Raw genomic sequence first — 19,802 nt, 5'->3', positions numbered from 1 at the left:
GCAAAGAATTTGTACTAGCTAATTAACTTCAGTTAATGTAATCTCAATGATAATTGTTCGCATTTAGATTCGTTGAAATGAAAAATGTACTCGTTGTTGATGATGATCTTGTTTTACAAAGCCTATTAAAGAGTTGTTTAGAAGCTGAGGGTTACGTTGTGTCGCTAGCCTCAAACGGCTTTGAAGCGCTTGATAAGTTAAAGTGCTCGTCGATGGATGTCATCATCTTAGATTTAAATATGCCAACATTAGATGGCATTGAAATGCTCAAACTTCGCCAAGATAAAACGCCAGTCATTGTTGTTTCATCGTTAAACACAGAACAAGATCGAGTTAATGTATTTGAATTAGGTGCCGATGATTTCCTGAGTAAACCGTTTAGCCAACGAGAGCTGTTAGTAAGAATAAATGCGATTAAGCGCAGGATTGCTTTAGTTAGAAATGAAAACCATCTCAATGATGAATTAGCGATGGATGTCTTATTTAATGACAGTAGTTACAGTGTCTCAATATCCGCCAAAGAAGTTTGTTTTACTCAAACTGAGTTTAAGTTGTTTAAATACCTATTTGAACGTAAGGGAAATGTGGTTGCTAAAGACGAACTGCAACTTAGGGTATTACAGAAGGAATTAGGTCAATTTGACCGAAATCTTGATATGCACATTAGTAATACACGAAGAAAACTCGCAGCGACTCAGTTACCTAAATCTTTAATTAACACTGTAAGAGGTAAAGGCTACAGCTTTGCAGAACAGTAACTTAGTCTTTGAATCAAAAAAAAGGGAGCAATTAGCTCCCTTTTTTAATTTCTAATCTTGATTGACTACTTTAGTAAGATAGTCGGGTCTACAAACTCAAGATTTAGTGCTTCAGCAACTTCAGCGCAAGTGATCTTACCATGCATAACGTTCAAGCCGTTTAACAGGTGCTTATCTTGCAGTAGTGCTTCGCGGTAACCGAGCTGTGCCAACTTGATAATGTAAGGCAACGTTGCATTGTTTAGCGCAAATGTTGAAGTGCGAGCGACTGCGCCTGGCATGTTAGCCACACAATAGTGAACCACTTCGTCGACGATATACGTTGGATCTTGGTGTGTAGTTGCATGTGACGTTTCAATACAGCCACCTTGGTCAATAGCAACGTCTACAATTGCAGAGCCAGGCTTCATTGCTGCAATATGTTCCTTAGTAACCAGCTTAGGTGCCGCTGCACCAGGAACTAATACACCACCAATGACTAGATCCGCTTCAAGCACATGCTTTTCGATTGCATCAGCAGTAGAATAGATTGCTTTAACTTTATTATCGAACTGTGCATTAAGGCGACGTAGCGCATCAATACTACGATCAAGGATTACAACGTCTGCACCAAGGCCTACTGCCATTTGAGCTGCATTTGTTCCAACCATACCGCCACCAATAATGACGACTTTTGCTGGCTCAACACCTGGAACGCCACCAAGTAGCATGCCGCGTCCGCCCATTGATTTTTCAAGTGCCATAGCGCCAGCTTGAATTGACATACGGCCAGCGACTTCTGACATTGGCGCAAGCAGTGGTAGCGTACCGCGGTCATCGGTAACGGTTTCATAAGCGATACAAACAGAACCACTTTTAACAAGATCTTCTGTTTGTGGTAAGTCTGGTGCCAAATGTAGGTAGGTAAATAGAAGTTGATCTTCTCTTAACATCGCGCGTTCTACGGCTTGAGGCTCTTTCACTTTTACAATCATTTCAGATTGTGCAAAAACTTCAGCAGCGGTAGCTAGGATTTTAGCACCTACATTTATGTAATCTTCGTCTGAAAAACCAATGCCAGAGCCAGCATTTGTTTCAATAAAAACCTCATGACCACGTAGAGTCAATTCACGAACACTAGAAGGTACCATGCCTACACGATATTCGTGGTTTTTGATTTCTTTTGGAACACCAATAATCATCTTTGAGCCTCAATTTCGCATAAAAACCCATTTTCTATGGGTGTAATTGTTATTTTGAATAGCCTGAACGTGAATGTTTCAGGGAAATCTAGTATAGTATTCCTTCGGTAGTTTATGCTGCTGAAGTTTATCTAAACACAGTGATTAATTTGGTTATAGATGCAATTCAAGGTTAAAAATATGGTTAATAATAAAAAGAGTCCTATAAAAGACTTAGATCGTATAGATCGAAATATACTCAACGAGTTACAAATTGATGGCCGGATTTCAAATGTCGAACTATCGAAGCGTGTAGGGCTGAGTCCCACTCCTTGTTTAGAAAGAGTTAAAAGACTTGAAAAACAAGGGTATATCAAAGGATATACAGCATTAGTTAATCCCCATTATTTGGGTGCATCTCTACTTGTGTTTGTTGAAATTACGCTAAACCGAGATACAGCTGAAGTATTTGATAAGTTTAATAATGCTGTGCAACTACTTGATGATATTCAGGAATGTCATTTAGTTTCAGGCGATTTCGACTACTTATTGAAAACTCGTGTTTCTGATATGTCTGCCTATAGACGTTTATTAGGGGAAACCTTACTTAAACTGCCTTCTGTCTCTGATACACGTACATATGTCGTGATGGAAGAGGTTAAACAGACAAATCGAGTGGCTATTAATATCACCTCCGAAATGTAATTTCGTTGTTTTATCGTACAAGAAGGGGGTCAGTCGACCCTCTTTTTTTATACAAAATACAATTGATACAAAATGATGCAAAGTATTCGTGTGAATAATTATTCACTTGCCGAGTGTCGTCCCAAACGCTGCAAAACAAACTCATTTCTGGTATCTTACTGACATTATCGTCTTTTTTAATATAGGTTTGCGATTGTCTAAGGCAAATAGTGTAAAAACCCTTTCTGGCGTACAGCGACTATTAGAAGGTAGTCTGATCATTTGTTGCATGATTGCAACTTATATACTTATCGCATTGAGCAGTTTTAGTGCATCTGACCCCGGCTGGAGTCAATCGAATTTTGATGGTGACATACAAAATCTAACCGGTGCCGTCGGTGCATGGTTGGCTGATGTGCTGTTTTATATCTTCGGTTACACCGCTTATATCATTCCCGTCATTATTGCGCTAACAGGTTGGTTGTTATTTAAACGAACCCATAAATTACTCGAAATAGATTACTTTTCGGTAGGGCTTCGGCTAATCGGATTTTTACTGATTGTGTTTAGCTTGGCGGCTCTAGGAAGCATGAATGCCAGTGGTTTATATGAATTTTCTGCTGGCGGGGTAGCAGGCGATGTTATTGGCCAGGCTATGCTGCCGTATTTCAACCAGTTGGGAACAACCTTACTTTTATTGTGTTTCGTTGGCGCGGGCTTTACCTTGCTTACTGGTATCAGCTGGTTAACTGTTATCGACATGACTGGGTTTGCTACCTTGTGGTGCTTGAAATCACTAAGAGAGCTACCCGCTAGACTCACACCGGAGAAAGTAGAGACCGAAGACACTCGCGGTTTCTTATCGGTCGTTGAACGCTTTCGAGAAAAACGCAGTAGAGAGCAAGCGGAAGAAGAACTACATCAAGACGATGAGCAGTTTGAAGCTGCAAGCGAACAAGTTGCGACCAATGAACTTTCTCGTATAGAACCGCAATTGACTAAATCTGAGCCGGCGCAAGAACCGACAATACAGGCGCCTTGGGTTACTGAAAATAAAGACGAACTCGAAACAATTGATTTTGATTCAAAAGAATCTACCGGTGCTGTAAATGCCAGCAAGCGTATTAAAGATGATAAAGCAAAGATTGTTGACGGTATCGTTATTCTTCCAGGTCAAGAAGAGCAAGCTATGTCAGCACCGATGGAACCGCTGCCAAGTATCTCTTTACTCGATGTGCCCAACCGTCAAAGTAATCCAATTAGCCAAGAAGAGTTAGAACAGGTCGGTAAGCTGGTTGAAGTTAAGCTTGCTGATTTTAATATTACCGCCAAAGTTGTTGGCGTATATCCTGGTCCTGTCATCACCCGCTTTGAGCTTGAGCTAGCACCTGGGGTCAAAGCGTCAAAAATTACTAACTTATCGAAAGACTTAGCACGCTCCTTACTTGCTGAGAATGTTCGAGTAGTAGAAGTTATCCCTGGTAAAGCTTATGTCGGGTTGGAGCTACCGAATAAATTTCGTGAAACAGTATTTATGCGCGATGTACTCGATTGCAAAGAGTTCAGAGATAACCCATCCCATTTGAGCATGGTGTTGGGCGCAGATATTGGCGGTAAGCCTGTTATTGTTGATTTAGGAAAAATGCCACATCTATTAGTTGCTGGTACAACAGGCTCGGGTAAGTCAGTCGGTGTGAACGTAATGATCACCAGCTTATTGTATAAATCAGGACCTGACGATGTACGGTTCATTATGATTGATCCTAAGATGTTGGAACTTTCAGTCTATGAAGGGATCCCACATCTTTTATGTGAAGTTGTTACCGATATGAAAGAAGCGGCTAACTCACTGCGTTGGTGTGTCGGTGAAATGGAACGCCGTTATAAACTGATGTCAGCATTAGGTGTTCGTAACTTGAAAGGTTATAACGCTAAAATCAAGCTGGCAAAAGAAGCTGGAGAGCCCATTGTTGACCCTCTTTGGAAGTCCTCTGACAGTATGGAGCCTGAAGCTCCTGAGCTAGATAAGCTTCCTTCTATTGTGGTTGTCGTTGATGAGTTTGCCGACATGATGATGATAGTCGGTAAAAAAGTTGAAGAATTGATTGCCCGAATTGCACAAAAAGCACGAGCCGCTGGCATACATTTGATACTTGCAACACAAAGACCATCAGTAGATGTCATTACCGGTTTGATTAAAGCTAACATCCCGACTCGTATGGCATTCCAAGTATCATCACGAATTGACTCTCGAACAATTCTTGACCAGCAGGGCGCAGAGACATTACTGGGTATGGGCGATATGCTTTATCTGCCTCCAGGTACCAGTGTTCCTAGTCGTGTTCATGGAGCATTTATTGACGACCATGAAGTGCATAAAGTTGTTGCCGATTGGCATGCTCGTGGAAAGCCTCAGTATATTGAAGATATTCTTCAAGGCTCTGCAGAAGGTGAGCAGGTTCTGCTCCCTGGTGAAGCGAGTGAATCTGACGAAGATACTGATGCGCTTTATGACGAAGCGGTCGCGTTTGTCACGCAAACTCGTCGAGGCTCGATTTCAAGCGTACAACGCAAATTCAAAATAGGTTATAACCGCGCTGCTAGGATTATTGAACAGATGGAACTTCAAGGCGTGGTAAGTGCCCAAGGACATAACGGTAATCGAGAAGTATTAGCGCCGCCACCGCCTAAAGTCTTTGACTAAAGCGTGATATATAATGATGCTGTGGTCGGTAGAACAAATTGCAAAGTCAAAATCAGTGTTGGTAAATTGCCAACCCGGAGAAAATAGATATGAATAAACTGATTGCTATAGCGATTGTGAGCTTGCCTCTTTTAACCCATTTTTCAGCTCAAGCAGATGCGTCAGAGCAGTTAAAAGTTAAGCTTACCGAAATAGATAACTTAAAGGCCAATTTCAGCCAGACTGTTACAGATATAAACGATAAAGTCATTCAGACTGGCGAAGGTGTTTTTGCACTTGCCCAACCAAACCAATTTTACTGGCACCTAACTGCCCCTGATGAATCTTTGATTGTTGCCGATGGTACTGATGTATGGATCTATAACCCATTTAACGAAGAGGTGTCTGTGATGGATATGAACCAAGCCATCAGTGCATCTCCTATCGCTTTACTGGTGCATGATGATGCTGAAACTTGGGCGCAGTACCAAGTGACTAATACCGAACAATGCTTTGCAATTAGTCCAATTGATAAAGAAGCAGGTGTATCAGAAGTTGAAGTTTGCTTTAATGAAACAACCTTAACGCAAATGGTGTTAAAAGATCAGCAGGGTAATACCAGTAACTTCTTGCTTTCTGAACAGACTAAACTGGATGAAAGTGAGAATGATTTGTTTAAATTTGTCGTTCCTGAAGACGTTGATATTGATGACCAACGTTTAAAGTCACCTAATTAAGAGTATTTTGTGAGCAGCTTTAGTTTTGATTTCGCTCCAGATTTTCGGCCGCTTGCGGCAAGAATGCGCCCAGAAACATTATCACAATATATAGGGCAACAGCATTTATTGGCGGAAGGGCAGCCATTAAGGCAAGCTTTAGAAGCCGGTAGAGCTCATTCTATGATGTTCTGGGGGCCACCAGGTACAGGAAAAACTACGTTAGCAGAACTTGTTGCCAGTTACGCTAATGCCCACGTTGAGCGGATTTCTGCCGTAACCTCTGGCGTTAAAGAGATCCGCAGTGCTATTGAACACGCCAAAAGCGTGGCTCAATCAAGAGGCCAACGAACGTTGCTTTTTGTCGATGAGGTACATCGATTTAACAAGAGTCAACAAGATGCTTTTTTGCCATTTATTGAAGATGGCACAGTGATCTTTATCGGTGCGACGACTGAAAACCCTTCATTCGAAATAAACAATGCTTTGTTATCTCGTGCGCGAGTTTATCTTATCAAACAGCTCACTATCGAAGAGATCTGTCAGATAACTCAGCAAGCTTTGCTAGATGAAGAGCGAGGCTTAGGCAAACGTAAGCTGATTTTACCGCCAGATGTGGCTATAAAATTAGCTAAAGTGTGTGATGGTGACGCCCGTAAAGCACTTAACCTTATTGAGCTTATTAGTGACATGCTCAAAGATGGCGAAGTTTTTACCGAAGAGATGATTGTTCAGGTTGCAGGACAACAACTTGCAGGTTTTGATAAAAATGGGGATCAGTATTACGACCTGATTTCAGCAGTCCACAAATCAATACGAGGCTCAGATCCTGATGCCGCACTATATTGGTATTGTCGAATGCTTGAGGGTGGCTGCGACCCTCTTTATATCGGTAGACGTTTATTAGCCATTGCGTCGGAAGATATAGGGAATGCTGACCCGAATGCAATGACTGTAGCGGTGAATGCATGGGAATGTTTTCACAGAGTAGGGCCCTCAGAAGGTGAGCGAGCGATAGCACAAGCTGTACTATATTTAGCCAGTGCACCAAAGAGCAATGCTGTTTACACAGCCTTTAAAGCAGCTCGTCAGTTAGCAAGAGAGACTGCGAGTGAAAGTGTGCCTGAGCATTTACGCAATGCACCAACTAAACTGATGCAAGACATTGGTTATGGTGAAGGTTATCGCTACGCTCACGATGAACCTAATGCCTATGCTGATGGTGAAGTATATTTGCCAAAATCTATCGCTGGAAGTCAATTTTACTTCCCAACAGAGCGTGGATTTGAAAAACGTATAAAAGAGAAACTGGCAAATTTAGCCGAGCTAAATCTTAAAAGTAAGGTGAAAAGATATGAATAATGTCCTTTTTGTTGCGCTAGGTGGATCTATCGGTGCAGTTTTACGCTATCTTATCTCAATATTGATGCTTCAGGTATTTGGTAGTGGTTTCCCTTTTGGTACACTAATGGTCAATATTTTGGGTTCATTCTTAATGGGCGTGGTTTACGCTCTTGGACAAGTCAGTGAAGTGAGCCCTGAAATAAAAGCATTTATTGGTGTGGGTATGTTAGGTGCCCTTACTACGTTTTCTACTTTTTCCAATGAGTCACTGTTGTTAATGCAGGAAGGTTATTTGGTCAAAGCGATTTTGAATGTTGTTGTCAATGTCGGCGTGTGCATATTCGTCGTCTATTTAGGGCAGCAATTGGTATTTTCTCGTTATTAACTATTAAGATAATAAGACATGTTAGATCCAAAATTTTTGCGTAATGAATTAGAAGTAACCGCTGAACGTCTAGCCACTCGTGGTTTTATTTTAGATGTCGATCGTTTAGGTAAGTTAGAAGAGAAGCGTAAGTCGCTGCAAGTCAGCACTGAAGAGTTACAAGCATCCCGTAATGCGATCTCTAAATCTATCGGGCAAGCAAAAGCTAAAGGTGAAGATGTTGCACCAATAATGGCAAAGGTTGGCACGTTAGGGGCTGAACTCGATGCTAAAAAAGTTGAGTTGGCAGCACTTTTGGATGAGCTTAATGCTATCGCTATGAGTGTACCTAATTTACCCGATGAGTCAGCGCCTATTGGTGCTGATGAGTCAGAGAATGTTGAAATTCGTCGTTGGGGTACACCTAAAGAGTTTAACTTTGAAGTTAAAGACCACGTTGAACTTGGCGAAACTCTCGGTGGGCTTGATTTTAAAAGCGCAGTAAAACTTACCGGTACTCGATTTATTATTATGAAAGGCCAAGTTGCACGCATGCACCGTGCTCTCGCGCAATTTATGTTAGACCTTCATACGACAGAGCATGGTTATACCGAAGCTTATGTCCCACTTTTGGTAAATGAAGATAGTTTACTAGGCACAGGACAGCTTCCAAAGTTTGGTGAAGATTTATTCCATACCAAACCAGCCACAGAAGAAGGGCAAGGGTTAAGCTTGATCCCAACGGCTGAAGTACCACTGACGAATATCGCCCGAGATTCTATTATTGATGAAGCTGACTTGCCTGTCATGATGACAGCGCACACGCCATGTTTCCGCAGCGAAGCGGGCTCTTATGGCCGTGATACTCGTGGGCTTATTCGCCAACACCAGTTTGATAAAGTAGAACTAGTCCAGCTAGTTAAGCCTGAAAACTCTATGCAAGCACTCGAAGAGTTAACAGGCCATGCAGAAACTGTTTTGCAGAAGCTAGGCTTACCATATCGCACGGTAGTACTGTGTACTGGAGATATGGGCTTTGGTGCGGCTAAAACGTTTGATATTGAAGTTTGGCTTCCAGCCCAAGATACATTCAGAGAGATCTCTTCATGTAGTAATATGCAGGACTTCCAATCTCGACGTATGCAAGCGCGTTATAAAGCTAAATCTGCTAAGAAGCCAAGCTTGCTTCATACATTAAATGGTTCAGGCCTTGCTGTAGGCCGAACTTTAGTCGCTGTTCTTGAAAACTATCAAAATGAAGATGGCTCTATTACAGTACCTGAAGTATTGCGTGGTTACATGGGTGGTTTAGAAAAAATAGGTTAGAATTTTAGCCATCAAAAAAGCCTCTACCCTGTAGAGGCTTTTTTATATCTCAAATCTAACAAGATCCTATTATGTAAAATTTAATAATTTTGCAGTATTTTTACATTTAGTCCAAAAATATTGGTCGCTAATTCGCTATTCATAGGTATTTAGATAAAATTTGTTTTTAGTCAACAAAACTCACTTTCTACCTAGCGACTTCAGTGGTATAACTACAGCCGAACCCCCCTACAAATCTCTATTTAGGAAAGCAGTCATGATATTTTCCCAGGTTGAACTTGCCCCAGCCGATCCAATTCTAGGTCTTACCGATGCATTCAAAGCCGATCCGCGTGAGGAGAAAGTAAACTTAGGCGTTGGGATTTATAAAGATGAATCTGGAAAAACTCCTATTCTGAAAGCGGTTAAATCAGCGGAAAAAAAGTTACTAGCAACTGAAATGAGCAAGAGTTATTTAGGCATGGAAGGTGTTCAAGCTTATAACCGCGCCGTGCAAACCTTGCTATTTGGAGCTGATCATACTGTCGTTAACAATGCTCGCGCGTTAACTGCCCAAGCACCAGGGGGAACAGGTTCTCTTCGAGTAGCAGCAGAGTTTTTAGTTCGCCATACTAAAGCTGATACTATTTGGGTAAGTAACCCAACATGGGCTAATCACCATAATATTTTTAATACCGCGGGCTTAAAAACTCAGTCATACGGTTATTATAAGGCCGAGACTCATGGTTTAGACTTTGATGCCATGATAGCTGACTTAGCGGGCGCGAAAGAGGGCGACCTGGTGTTATTGCATGGCTGTTGTCATAACCCAACAGGTATTGATTTAAATAAACAACAATGGCAGCAAATAGCAGAGCTTTGTTTAAGTAAATCATTAGTACCGCTATTCGATTTTGCATACCAAGGCTTTGGCGCTGGTGTAGAAGAAGATGCAGAAGGTCTACGTATCGTCGCCAGTATTGTGCCTGAATTAATAGTTGCTAACTCATTTTCAAAGAACTTCGGTCTTTACAATGAACGTATAGGCGCAATTACAGTTGTTGCTGGAAATGACGCTGAAGCCGTTAATGCGTTTAGCCAGATCAAAAGTACTATTCGTGCCTCATATTCTAATCCTCCTGCACATGGTGCACTGATTGTTAGCACCATTTTAGAAGATGATGTGTTAAAGCAAATGTGGCTACAAGAGTTACAAGAGATGAGAGAACGTATCGCTGAGATGCGCGCGCTATTTGTTAGATCTCTAAAAGAGAGTGGCGTAAGCCAGGACTTTAGTTTTATTTCTACTCAAAATGGTATGTTCAGTTTTTCTGGATTGAACAAAGACCAAGTGTCCCGATTGAAAAATGAATTTGGCGTTTATATTGTCGGTTCTGGGCGCATTAGTGTAGCTGGAATGACTAAAACAAACATGCCAATCATCTGTAAGGCTATTGCTGCTGTTATATAGAGATTAGTAGTTGACAAAAAAGGACCCTAGGGTCCTTTTTTTATGAGCTTTTTAGCTGAGAAAGTTTATCCGGCATCATTTGTGCTAATGCTGTCGCTAAGGCTCTTTTGTCATGTAAACCGCGATGATGGCTACTTCTTAGCGGGAAGTAGCTGATATAACCATCTTGAGATGGCGTATCAGCGTGTCGTAATACTTTATCTACAATCTTAAGTCCCAGCACCTGATGACACCAGTCAAGTTTTTGCTCTAAACCGCAATTAGCAATAGGTGACGGCTCTTCGGTTAAGTTATCGATTAATATCACTTCAGCATTTGATTCAGCTAGAGCCTTGGCTATTTTAGGGAGAAGCAAAGGTGGCATAATGCTAGTAAGGAAGCTACCAGGACCAAGTATAATAATGTCAGCTTCCCTTATTGCTTCACAAGCTTCACAGGTTGCTTGAACTAAAGGATCAAGCGATAAGGCAATTGGGGTATCTTGCATTTTATCGACATTGATTTCGCCAAAAACACTGCGTCCACACGCTTCCATAGCGACAAGGTGGGTGGGCTCTTCTGACATTGGAATTAAACGTGTTTTAATATTTAGAAATTGGCGTACTAAATTGATAGCTTCAAGAGGCCTAACGCAAAGTTCATCTAATGCTGTCAGCATCAAATTGCCAAGATTATGACCATTAAGCTCGCTTTCTCCGTTAAAGCGGTACTCAAACATCAATGAACCAACTGATGGCTTTTTAGACAGTTGAGTAAGACAGTTACGCAGATCGCCCCAAGCAATACAGTCTTTTTCGGCGCGCAATCTACCTGTTGAACCGCCATTATCCGTAGTAGCGACAATCCCTGTTAATTTAGGACCAAGAAATGACAGTGTTGATAACACGCGTCCTAAACCATGGCCGCCACCGATGGCGACAACATGTTGATATTGATTGAGAGCATTGTTCTTCATTAGGGTCTCCTTCCTGAATACCCAGGTATTTTATTTCTTATTGGCATTATAACGACTTAAACAGAATTTTTCGCGATGAAATCTGATTCTAGCTAGCATATAATACAAAAATAGAGAATTAGACAAAACATATTTTGTATTTTTAGAGGATGTGCAGTGAAGACAGGTAAAGTGGGTTTGTTTACCATCGCTTTTGGCGTTGTTATAGGTGGTTTTTTACTTGTTAGGCTGACACTGATCCCTGAACAAGCAAGCGAGAACTCGCGATTAGGTAAAGCAATTAAGAACTCTGCTATTGAGAGTAAAGTGCCTAACTTTAGTGAGATTAAAGATATCAAAGCGAAGAAGAACGCTTTTTTTGATTTTCTGCGTCCATCGGTTAAGCACCAAAATGCAGTTATCAAAGCAGAACGTGAGTTTTTACTTGGCATAAAGACCCAAATAGAAAGTGATAAACAATTGACTGATGCAGACGAATTTCGTTTACAACAGATAGCAGAAAAGTATCAATACACCTCAAGACGTATCAACAGCAACACAATTGATAAGCTGTTAGTTAGAGTCGATATGGTTCCAGAGCAAATGGTATTAATTCAAGCAGCCAATGAAACCGGTTGGGGCAGTTCTCGTTTTGCTAGGGAAGGACTTAATTTCTTCGGTCAGTGGTGCTTTAGAAAGGGTTGTGGATTAGTACCTCAATCACGGACAACAGGTTTATCGCATGAAGTCGCTGTTTTCAAAACAGTAGAAGACTCAGTTGCTTCGTATATGCGCAACTTAAACTCCAACGCTGCTTACTCCGTGTTTAGATCCATTCGTGCGGATATGCGTGCAAATAACCAAGTGCCTAGTGCAGAAAAACTAGTGTATGGCTTAGTTAATTATTCAGAAAGACAAGAAGCTTATATCGATGAGTTGCTTGAAATGTTACGTCAAAATCAACCGTATTTAGTGGATAAAAATGAAAAAACACCTGCTGCTTAGTCTTATTATTCTAAGTTGTTCAGCGGTACATGCTGAACCTATATCATTAGAGTACCAAGGGTTCTATCAACGCCTAAAACAAGTTAACAAGGGTAATTATCAACTCGTTGAAGTTGCTTTTTCTGTGTCTAAAGCAAATGACTGCAAAGTGATTGATGGCACGATTACCACGGAGAAAGAATCGTATCCACTGACGATAACGCAAGATCAAAGAATATTTTTACCTTACGATGTGAAGTTAAAATCGGATCGGGCATTGGTTAACCTTAATGTCGATGGCGATGCGAACTCATGTGCAATCGCCATGCAGGTTAGAGCCAAGAATACCAAACTATCCTATGAAGCATCTGAGTTAGTGCAAATACAGACCGAGATGGACGCTTTACTCAGCCAGATGCAGGGGTTTCCTATGCGTTACTTCTCATCAGATATCGCGGGCCTTAACCTAGAGTTCGGTACTGAGGTCGTTATGACCTTAGATGGCAAGCAGATACCAGTAAAAGGGACTTATCGGTTAAAAAGGGACGTCATTGAGCAGCTAAAGTCTATTGAGTTTACTCAGGCACCTAAGGTCATTAGCCCTTGGACTGCGAATTAGTCGCTGATGCAGTAACAAAAAGCCCTCTTAATAGAGGGCTTTTTTATGAATTTAAACAATCTAGCTATTGGGACTATAAGTACTGACAACATCGATACGGGCAGCTTTATCTAAATCGATGTGGCCGTTATTAGCAATATCAACGAAGTCAAAAGCTGGTAGGTCGGATTCCGCTACGTCACCTTTTAAAGGCGCATCAGCATTTCTCTCTAACGCTAAGAAATCAAATTTTTCTCTATCGACACCTTGAGACGGAGCGGTATTTTGCATGGCTGTAAATATTGTTTCTATACGGCCGGGGAAATCTCTATCCCACTGGACTAACATCTCTTTAACCGCGGCTCGTTTAAGATTTTCCTGAGAGCCACAAAGGTTACAAGGGATAATAGGGAACTGCTTTAACTCTGCATATTCCGCGATATCTTTCTCACGACTATAGGCTAGGGGGCGTATGACCATATTGGCACCATCGTCAGACAATAGCTTTGGCGGCATTGCTTTCATTTTACCGGCAAAGAACATGTTCAAAAACAGGGTTTCAATAATGTCATCTCTGTGGTGCCCAAGGGCAATTTTCGTTGCACCAATTTTTTGAGCAAAACCATAGAGAGTGCCACGACGTAAGCGAGAGCATAACGAGCAGGTAGTTTTACCTTCAGGAATCTTGTCTTTAACGATCGAGTAGGTATCTTTTTCTAAGATATGGTATGCCACACCGAGCTTATCAAGGTAAGCAGGCAAGATCTCTTCAGGAAAGCCTGGTTGTTTTTGATCGAGATTAACTGCAACTATCTCAAATTTAATAGGAGCACGTTGCTGAAGGTTAACCAGAATGTCGAGCATAGCATAACTGTCTTTGCCACCGGATAAGCAGCACATGACACGATCGCCTTCTTCGATCATGTTGTAATCACCAATTGCTTTACCAACTTCAGAGCGCAAACGCTTCTGCAGTTTATTGCTTCGAGAGATCTGTTCTGGTGTTAATTCTTCGGACATAAAAAAACGCGCCTAGTACACAAATGTTCAGGGCGCGTATTATTCCAGCTAATCAGCTCTGGGTAAAGCCTATTAGCGGTTATGCTTCATCTAGCGGAGATTTATACCCGTCTGGTTTAACGGCGAGTAGATCACAGTTGATGCTGTCAATGACATGTTCAGCAGTATTGCCGATTAAAGCGGCTGAAATTCCGGTTCTACCTACAGTACCCAAAATAACAAGTTCTGCGTCGAGTTTTTCAGCGAGTTCTGGAATAACATCTTCAGGTAAACCTTCTCTCACATGGCAGAAATCTGAAGAAATATCATAGGCATTCGCAAGATAGGTAATGCGTTCTTCGTGCTGATTACGAATGGTTTCGCTGTAAGAGTGTGAATCGAAGTCTGGTAGCTCAATCGCAAGGTTAACAGGCGTGCCTGGGTAACCATTGACAAGGTGAACTTGTGCATCAAATTGTTTAGCAAGCTTTTTAGCGTGCTTAATTATTTTGACGTTAAGAGATTGATTGGTTTCATCTTCAGAGCTTACATTAATCGCACAAACTATTTTTCCTGCAACCGGCCAATCATGATCTTTGACGAGTAATACAGGTACTGGTGCTTTTCTTAACAGGTGCCAATCGGTAGGTGTAAATATTACTGACTTGAGCTTATCGTGTTCATGAGTACCTTTAACGATAACATCATATTGGCCACTAATAGCGTGTTGAATGATGCTCTCAAAAGGACGGTTGTGCCAAACAACTTCAGTTTCAATCGCAACGTTATCAGTCTTAAACGGCTCAACAATATCATCCAACCAAGCTTTTCGCTGTGCCACTACGCCTTCGCGCATGGCTTCACGTTCTTGTCCGGACAATATTGATGTCATTTCGTAGGAGAAATCGAAGATAGATAAAAAGACGGTAATACTCGCATTGTTTGCAGAAGCGAGCTTAACAGCGCGAGCTAATGCAGCTTGTTTATCTGTGGTTGGGTCAACCACAACAAGGAGTTTTTGATAGTCCATCATAACTTTATCCTTATCTAATGTTGTATTACCATCTTGCACCAAATCGATGGATATTCATTGTTTTAGATCAACTGATTAGTCGATATTCATTATCGTGCAATATTACTATTTCCAGCTAAATTACTCAAAGCATCAATATCAAGAATGGTAATATATTTACCTTTAACTTCAATCAGTTCAGCTTTTTGGAAACGGCCTAATAAACGGCTAATGGTTTCAACGGTAAGCCCAAGATAATTGCCTATGTCCCCACGAGTCATAGTCAAACGAAACTCTCTTGGAGAAAAGCCACGGCTGCCAAATCGCTTTGCAAGGTTGCTGATAAATGCTGCTAGTCTTTCTTCAGCATTTTTCTTACTTAACAATAGAATCATCTCTTGATCACTTTGGATCTCGTTACTCATCAAACGCATCACTTGCTGTCTTAGTTTTGGCATTTTACCCGTAAGATCATCAAGCGTTGTGTAAGGGATTTCGCAAACCATTGAGGTTTCTAAAGCTTGTGCAAAGCTTTGATGGAATTGTGAATGAATTCCGTCAAATCCTATAACGTCACCGGCTAAATGGAAGCCTGTGATCTGCTCGTCACCTTGCTCGGTAATGGTATAGCTTTTAATCGTGCCAGAGCGAATAGCAAACAGGGATTTAAGTGGGTCACCTGACTTAAAAATTGCCTCGCCTTTTTGAATAGGTTTTTTACGTTCAATTATTTCGTCTAATTGATCTAATTCATTAGCATTCAGCGTGAAAGGGATACACAAGGTACCCATGCTGCAATCATGACAATGAATCGCACAGCCTGATGCCATTTGACGACGATTTTTGTTGTTATCTACGCTCATTATCTATCTCAGTTCTGTATTCACTTACTATGTTAAACTAATTTAATAATCGGGGCTAGTTTAGCTGCCCAATAGCCACATATAAGGTTTGTAATCCGAAGGCAATAAGCAGCATGCCACTCACTTTTTTCACAGCACTTTTCTGAACCCAGCGGCTAAATGTACTTGCTGCAACTCCTGCGCTAAGCAGTGCGGGAAGTGTACCTAAACCAAATGCAGCCATGATTAACGCACCGTCTAGTGCATTACCTGCAGCAACAGCCCAAGTAAGCATGCTGTAGACTAATCCACAAGGTAACCAACCCCATAATCCACCGGCTATGAAAGCCTGCGGTATGCTTTTAATGGGTATAAAGCGATTAGCTAAGGGTGATACTAATTTCCACAGTCCTTTACCTAAGCGTTCTATCTGTACAACACCTGACCAAATCTGGGCAATGTACAAGCCAGTAATAATCATCATCAGACCTGCAATAATACGCAGTATTAATAAGTATAGGTCAACGTCAAATAGTAATCCTAGTGCATTGGTGCTTAACCCAACGAGCGCGCCCGCAGTGGCATAACTGATTATGCGGCCGCTGTTATAGCTAAAAAGATAGCCGAGTTGCTCTACGAGTGTATTGCTGCCGTTTTTTTGGGGAATGTTTGCTGATAAAGCGCCGACAAGGCCACCACACATACCAATGCAGTGACCTGCACCCATGATGCCGACAAGAAATGCACCAACTAAGCTGTAATCATTCACTCGGTGAATTTTTCCGTTTATCTTGCGAGTCTTTTACATTCTGAGTGTCTGTAGAACTAGTCGATTCGACTTGATTGCTATCTTCTTCAAACAAAATGGATACACTTTGCTTCTCTAAGTCATCAAATTGATCGGAACGAACAGCCCAAAAGAAAATGCCTACTGCAACGAGAACAAATAACATGGCGATGGGGATCAAGACATAAATAATGCTCATACACGTACCTTGAGTAGTCTTAAGCTATTGCTTACGACAATGAGTGAACTGGCTGACATGCCAATCGCGGCAATATAAGGAGCAACATGGCCGCTAACTGCTAGAGGGATTATAAACAGGTTGTATGCCAGCGCCCAGAATAAATTTTGTTTGATGATAAGCCCTGTTTTCTTAGCGACTTTTACTGCATCTGAGAAGCGAGACAAATTATCACCAAGTAGTATGATATCAGCACTGTTTTTACTGATAGCGGCGCCGCTTCCCATTGCAACTGAGAGGTTTGCACCTGCCAGCACAGGGGCATCGTTAATGCCGTCACCAAACATCGCCACTTGTTGGTTTTTCTGCAATTTCTGAATCAGCGCCAGCTTGTCTTCGGGCATAAGGCCATTATGCCAGTTTTCAATATCGAGTCGTTTAGCCAGGGATGCGACTTCGCCTGAATTATCGCCACTGGCAATGCTAATATTGCAGCCTAACGCTTTAAGCGCTGTCACAGCTTGCGCGGTATCGGGCCTGATTTCATCAGCGAGTGTTATCTTTGCTTGAACAACATCATCTACACTTAACCAAACAATAACTTCTTTTTCTTCTTCATCGCTGCCATTTATAAAAGATTGGCTACCAATTTTCACTAAATGTCCATCAATAACACCTTGCAGGCCATTACCGACAAAACTCTGCTTAGCTGTAACTTCGATTGTTTGAATTAAGTAAGGGTGGAAGGCCCGTGCGATAGGGTGTAATGAACTTGCCTCAAGCGCCGCCGCATACTGCATAACTTTCTCTTCGGATAGACTATTTTGCGCCGTGTGTATCATCTGTACATCAGCGACCGATAATGAGCCCAAGGTGAGTGTGCCAGTTTTATCAAATACAATATGGTTGAGCTTTGGAAGCTTTTCAAAAACGCCAGCTTTGCGGGTAATAATCCCTAGTTTAGTTAAAATTGCAGTGCCACATGTGACGGCGGTAGGGGTGGCGAGTGCCAAAGCACAAGGGCAGGTAGCGACCAACACCGAAAGTGTTACCCAAAAAGCATCTTCTGGGGAGTAAAAATACCAAAATATATAAGTAGCTGTCGCAATTAACAAAATTGCAGCAGTAAAGTAATTAGAAAATCTATCAGCATAAAGCGCTATCTTAGGTTTACTATTTGATGCTATCTCTTGCAGCCTAATAATCTCGGCAACTAGCTGATCTTGGCCTAATGCGGTGACTTGAACTGTAATGGGTTGCTCAATGTTAATCGTGCCAGCAAACACTTGTGTCTCTAATGACTTAGCCACCGGCATTTGCTCACCGGTTAACATGGCTTCGTTTATTGATGATTTCCCTTCAATGATAATGCCGTCAGCTGCAATAACATCGCCAGGTTTTACCAGAATCGTATCGCCAATAACTAGCCTTTTAGCAGGGACTTCTTCAATACCATCTTCAGTTTTCAAATGAGCAGTTAACGGCACCAACTTATGTAAGTTACTGGAGCTAACAGAGGCTTTTTGACGTGCATTTTGTTCAAAGAAGCGCCCGAGCAATAGGAAAAAGGTAAACATCGAGACCGATTCGAAATAGACCTCACCAGTGCCGTTAATGGTTTCGATACAACTGGCGATATAAGCTCCGCATATTGCGATGCTCACTGAAACGTCCATATTCAAACGTCCCATTAACAACGAGCGAATGGCGCTGAAATAGAAAGGCTGAGCAGAATAAAACACAACTGGCGCTGCAAAAAGCATGCTAACCCAGCGGAAGTAATCTCTAAATTCGGTGTCTAAATCGGTAAAGTACCCGGAGTAAAGGGCGAGGGCAAACATCATCACTTGCATGGTTGCAAAGCCTGCCAGACCTAGTCGAACGAGAAACTTTCGACTGTCTTTTTTGCTCTTTGTTTCTTGTTCATCTATTTGAAATGGCGCGGCTTGATAGCCAATAGCGCCAATTTTATTGAGAATTTCACTCAACTTAACTTGATCGGGTTGCCATGCTATAAGTGCTCGCTGAGTGGTTGAGTTAACTTGTACACTAACCACGCCATTGAGCTTTTTAACTTGATGTTCAATCAGCCAAGCACAAGCAGCGCAGGTGATCCCATCGATAGTCAACGACACTTCATTGAGCTCATCTCTGTGATGAATAAAGTCTTGTTGCACTTCGGGCAGGTCATAAGCACTAACACTGGCCAATTCTTCTGGAACTAACGCGGTTTGCTTACTACCTGGTTCGGTACGAAACTTATAATAGTTAGTTAAACCCGCATCGATAATCGCTTGTGATACAGCTTGGCAACCCGGACAACACATGGGTTGCTCTTCATTTTGGATCTGCGTGGTAAACTGAGTACCGGTAAGTACGGGTTCACTGCAATGATAGCAACTGATCTGGCTCATAGATTTGGGTTCATACTAATTGTTAGAATTATTTTAATGACGTTGTTAGTTTAGCCAGTATTGCTGGTCGTCCACCAAGGTAACTCGCTGCTGAATGCGCCAGGTTTGATCGAAACCTTCAATACGCACTTCCCAGGGCCCCGAAATTGGCTGGTCAATTTCAATACGGTAGACACCATTTGCATCTGCAGTCACTATCTCATTAAAATCTTTTTCAGCCATTGTAGGGTGAAAGAAACCAACACTTAATGCTGCTTGATAGTTCTCACCACCTTGCTGCGATAGCTCAACGTATTCATCATCAAACTCAAGTAGATAGTTCATGCCTAACTGTTTTGCGTGTTTAATCTTACGAAGGTCCATGTTAATGCCTTTACCTTCTTTATAGTAATCTTCTGACACCAATGAATCTTTGTTTGAAACAGCAAGATATAACAAGTTAACGCTAGCAACGACTGCACAAAGAGGAAGAATGATTAAAAACCAAGGCCAGAATTGTTTATACCAGGGTTGAGGAGTAGACATTTTTTACACCTATTATTAGCTGAGAATGATGTTTTTGAAGTTGG

19 protein-coding genes are annotated in these 19,802 nt (G+C 41.7%); 10 read left to right on the top strand and 9 right to left on the bottom strand.

Going from position 1 to position 19,802, the window contains the following annotated elements; genetic code table 11:
- Positions 1 to 77: 77 nt before the first annotated feature.
- Entirely contained in the window at positions 78 to 758 is a 681-nt protein-coding gene (locus K5R16_RS04685; protein WP_220736385.1) for a response regulator transcription factor, read from the top strand.
- A 65-nt stretch (positions 759 to 823) separates the two neighbouring features.
- Here the strand turns inward: K5R16_RS04685 and ald are convergent, their stop codons facing one another.
- Entirely contained in the window at positions 824 to 1,939 is a 1,116-nt protein-coding gene (ald, locus tag K5R16_RS04680) for an alanine dehydrogenase (protein WP_220736384.1), read from the bottom strand.
- 180 nt (positions 1,940 to 2,119) lie between these two features.
- On the opposite strand from ald, the gene lrp reads away from it, so the two are divergent.
- From lrp to K5R16_RS04645, 7 genes are all read left to right on the top strand, one after another.
- Complete coding sequence (lrp, locus tag K5R16_RS04675; RefSeq protein ID WP_220736383.1) at positions 2,120 to 2,623, top strand: leucine-responsive transcriptional regulator Lrp; 504 nt, start codon at positions 2,120 to 2,122, stop codon at positions 2,621 to 2,623.
- 193 nt (positions 2,624 to 2,816) lie between these two features.
- Positions 2,817 to 5,306: a DNA translocase FtsK gene (locus tag K5R16_RS04670; RefSeq protein WP_220736382.1), complete on the top strand. Its 2,490-nt coding sequence runs from the start codon at positions 2,817 to 2,819 to the stop codon at positions 5,304 to 5,306.
- Between the two features lie 89 nt (positions 5,307 to 5,395).
- Positions 5,396 to 6,022 carry an outer membrane lipoprotein chaperone LolA gene (lolA, locus tag K5R16_RS04665; protein WP_220736381.1) on the top strand — a complete coding sequence of 209 codons (627 nt, stop codon included), beginning with the start codon at positions 5,396 to 5,398 and terminating at the stop codon, positions 6,020 to 6,022.
- A gap of 9 nt (positions 6,023 to 6,031) precedes the next feature.
- A complete protein-coding gene (locus tag K5R16_RS04660) occupies positions 6,032 to 7,363 on the top strand; it encodes a replication-associated recombination protein A (protein ID WP_220736380.1) in 1,332 nt (443 codons plus the stop codon).
- Positions 7,356 to 7,730 (top strand): fluoride efflux transporter CrcB, encoded by a 375-nt coding sequence (gene crcB, locus K5R16_RS04655; RefSeq protein WP_020912683.1) that lies wholly within the window; start codon positions 7,356 to 7,358, stop codon positions 7,728 to 7,730. The genes K5R16_RS04660 and crcB overlap by 8 nt, the downstream gene beginning before the upstream one ends.
- A gap of 18 nt (positions 7,731 to 7,748) precedes the next feature.
- Positions 7,749 to 9,035: a serine--tRNA ligase gene (serS, locus tag K5R16_RS04650; protein WP_220736379.1), complete on the top strand. Its 1,287-nt coding sequence runs from the start codon at positions 7,749 to 7,751 to the stop codon at positions 9,033 to 9,035.
- Between the two features lie 256 nt (positions 9,036 to 9,291).
- The gene (locus K5R16_RS04645) at positions 9,292 to 10,485 is read left to right on the top strand and encodes an amino acid aminotransferase (RefSeq protein ID WP_220736378.1); all 1,194 of its coding nucleotides are present in this window, start codon (positions 9,292 to 9,294) and stop codon (positions 10,483 to 10,485) included.
- A 40-nt stretch (positions 10,486 to 10,525) separates the two neighbouring features.
- Here the strand turns inward: K5R16_RS04645 and yvcK are convergent, their stop codons facing one another.
- Positions 10,526 to 11,440, bottom strand: coding sequence for a uridine diphosphate-N-acetylglucosamine-binding protein YvcK (yvcK, locus tag K5R16_RS04640; protein ID WP_220736377.1), 915 nt, complete (start codon positions 11,438 to 11,440; stop codon positions 10,526 to 10,528).
- A gap of 156 nt (positions 11,441 to 11,596) precedes the next feature.
- Here yvcK and K5R16_RS04635 point away from each other — a divergent pair, with 156 nt between their 5' ends.
- The gene (locus K5R16_RS04635) at positions 11,597 to 12,424 is read left to right on the top strand and encodes a glucosaminidase domain-containing protein (protein ID WP_220736376.1); all 828 of its coding nucleotides are present in this window, start codon (positions 11,597 to 11,599) and stop codon (positions 12,422 to 12,424) included.
- Positions 12,402 to 13,022, top strand: coding sequence for a DUF2987 domain-containing protein (locus K5R16_RS04630; protein ID WP_220736375.1), 621 nt, complete (start codon positions 12,402 to 12,404; stop codon positions 13,020 to 13,022). Before K5R16_RS04635 ends, K5R16_RS04630 begins: the two co-directional genes overlap by 23 nt.
- Positions 13,023 to 13,082: 60 nt before the next feature.
- On the opposite strand, the gene ttcA is transcribed toward K5R16_RS04630, so the two are convergent.
- From ttcA to K5R16_RS04595, 7 genes are all read right to left on the bottom strand, one after another.
- Positions 13,083 to 14,021: a tRNA 2-thiocytidine(32) synthetase TtcA gene (gene ttcA / locus K5R16_RS04625; RefSeq protein ID WP_220736374.1), complete on the bottom strand. Its 939-nt coding sequence runs from the start codon at positions 14,019 to 14,021 to the stop codon at positions 13,083 to 13,085.
- A 79-nt stretch (positions 14,022 to 14,100) separates the two neighbouring features.
- Positions 14,101 to 15,033 (bottom strand): universal stress protein UspE, encoded by a 933-nt coding sequence (gene uspE / locus K5R16_RS04620; protein ID WP_220736373.1) that lies wholly within the window; start codon positions 15,031 to 15,033, stop codon positions 14,101 to 14,103.
- Between the two features lie 89 nt (positions 15,034 to 15,122).
- A complete protein-coding gene (etrA, locus tag K5R16_RS04615) occupies positions 15,123 to 15,875 on the bottom strand; it encodes an electron transport transcriptional regulator EtrA (RefSeq protein WP_044555870.1) in 753 nt (250 codons plus the stop codon).
- A 55-nt stretch (positions 15,876 to 15,930) separates the two neighbouring features.
- Positions 15,931 to 16,623 carry a sulfite exporter TauE/SafE family protein gene (locus K5R16_RS04610; protein WP_220736372.1) on the bottom strand — a complete coding sequence of 231 codons (693 nt, stop codon included), beginning with the start codon at positions 16,621 to 16,623 and terminating at the stop codon, positions 15,931 to 15,933.
- Positions 16,616 to 16,840 carry a cbb3-type cytochrome oxidase assembly protein CcoS gene (ccoS, locus tag K5R16_RS04605; protein WP_220736371.1) on the bottom strand — a complete coding sequence of 75 codons (225 nt, stop codon included), beginning with the start codon at positions 16,838 to 16,840 and terminating at the stop codon, positions 16,616 to 16,618. The genes K5R16_RS04610 and ccoS overlap by 8 nt, the downstream gene beginning before the upstream one ends.
- Positions 16,837 to 19,233 (bottom strand): heavy metal translocating P-type ATPase, encoded by a 2,397-nt coding sequence (locus K5R16_RS04600; RefSeq protein ID WP_220736370.1) that lies wholly within the window; start codon positions 19,231 to 19,233, stop codon positions 16,837 to 16,839. The genes ccoS and K5R16_RS04600 overlap by 4 nt, the downstream gene beginning before the upstream one ends.
- Positions 19,234 to 19,278: 45 nt before the next feature.
- A complete protein-coding gene (locus K5R16_RS04595; protein ID WP_220736369.1) occupies positions 19,279 to 19,758 on the bottom strand; it encodes a FixH family protein in 480 nt (159 codons plus the stop codon).
- Positions 19,759 to 19,802: the final 44 nt, after the last annotated feature.

Origin of the sequence: Shewanella sp. c952, from assembly GCF_019654975.1 — a bacterium.
In the GTDB taxonomy this organism is placed as follows: Bacteria; Pseudomonadota; Gammaproteobacteria; order Enterobacterales; family Shewanellaceae; genus Shewanella.
Note: the sequence above shows the minus strand (reverse complement) of the source record. Positions and strands in the feature narration are given on the sequence as shown.

Coding starts and splice junctions, on each gene's coding strand:
- ttcA (WP_220736374.1), bottom strand. CDS start 14,021: ATGTCCGAAGAATTAACACCAGAACAGATCTCTCGAAGCAATAAACTG.
- yvcK (WP_220736377.1), bottom strand. CDS start 11,440: ATGAAGAACAATGCTCTCAATCAATATCAACATGTTGTCGCCATCGGT.
- K5R16_RS04600 (WP_220736370.1), bottom strand. CDS start 19,233: ATGAGCCAGATCAGTTGCTATCATTGCAGTGAACCCGTACTTACCGGT.
- ccoS (WP_220736371.1), bottom strand. CDS start 16,840: ATGAGCATTATTTATGTCTTGATCCCCATCGCCATGTTATTTGTTCTC.
- K5R16_RS04630 (WP_220736375.1), top strand. CDS start 12,402: ATGAAAAAACACCTGCTGCTTAGTCTTATTATTCTAAGTTGTTCAGCG.
- crcB (WP_020912683.1), top strand. CDS start 7,356: ATGAATAATGTCCTTTTTGTTGCGCTAGGTGGATCTATCGGTGCAGTT.
- serS (WP_220736379.1), top strand. CDS start 7,749: ATGTTAGATCCAAAATTTTTGCGTAATGAATTAGAAGTAACCGCTGAA.
- K5R16_RS04595 (WP_220736369.1), bottom strand. CDS start 19,758: ATGTCTACTCCTCAACCCTGGTATAAACAATTCTGGCCTTGGTTTTTA.
- K5R16_RS04645 (WP_220736378.1), top strand. CDS start 9,292: ATGATATTTTCCCAGGTTGAACTTGCCCCAGCCGATCCAATTCTAGGT.
- lrp (WP_220736383.1), top strand. CDS start 2,120: ATGGTTAATAATAAAAAGAGTCCTATAAAAGACTTAGATCGTATAGAT.
- ald (WP_220736384.1), bottom strand. CDS start 1,939: ATGATTATTGGTGTTCCAAAAGAAATCAAAAACCACGAATATCGTGTA.
- etrA (WP_044555870.1), bottom strand. CDS start 15,875: ATGAGCGTAGATAACAACAAAAATCGTCGTCAAATGGCATCAGGCTGT.
- uspE (WP_220736373.1), bottom strand. CDS start 15,033: ATGATGGACTATCAAAAACTCCTTGTTGTGGTTGACCCAACCACAGAT.
- K5R16_RS04685 (WP_220736385.1), top strand. CDS start 78: ATGAAAAATGTACTCGTTGTTGATGATGATCTTGTTTTACAAAGCCTA.
- lolA (WP_220736381.1), top strand. CDS start 5,396: ATGAATAAACTGATTGCTATAGCGATTGTGAGCTTGCCTCTTTTAACC.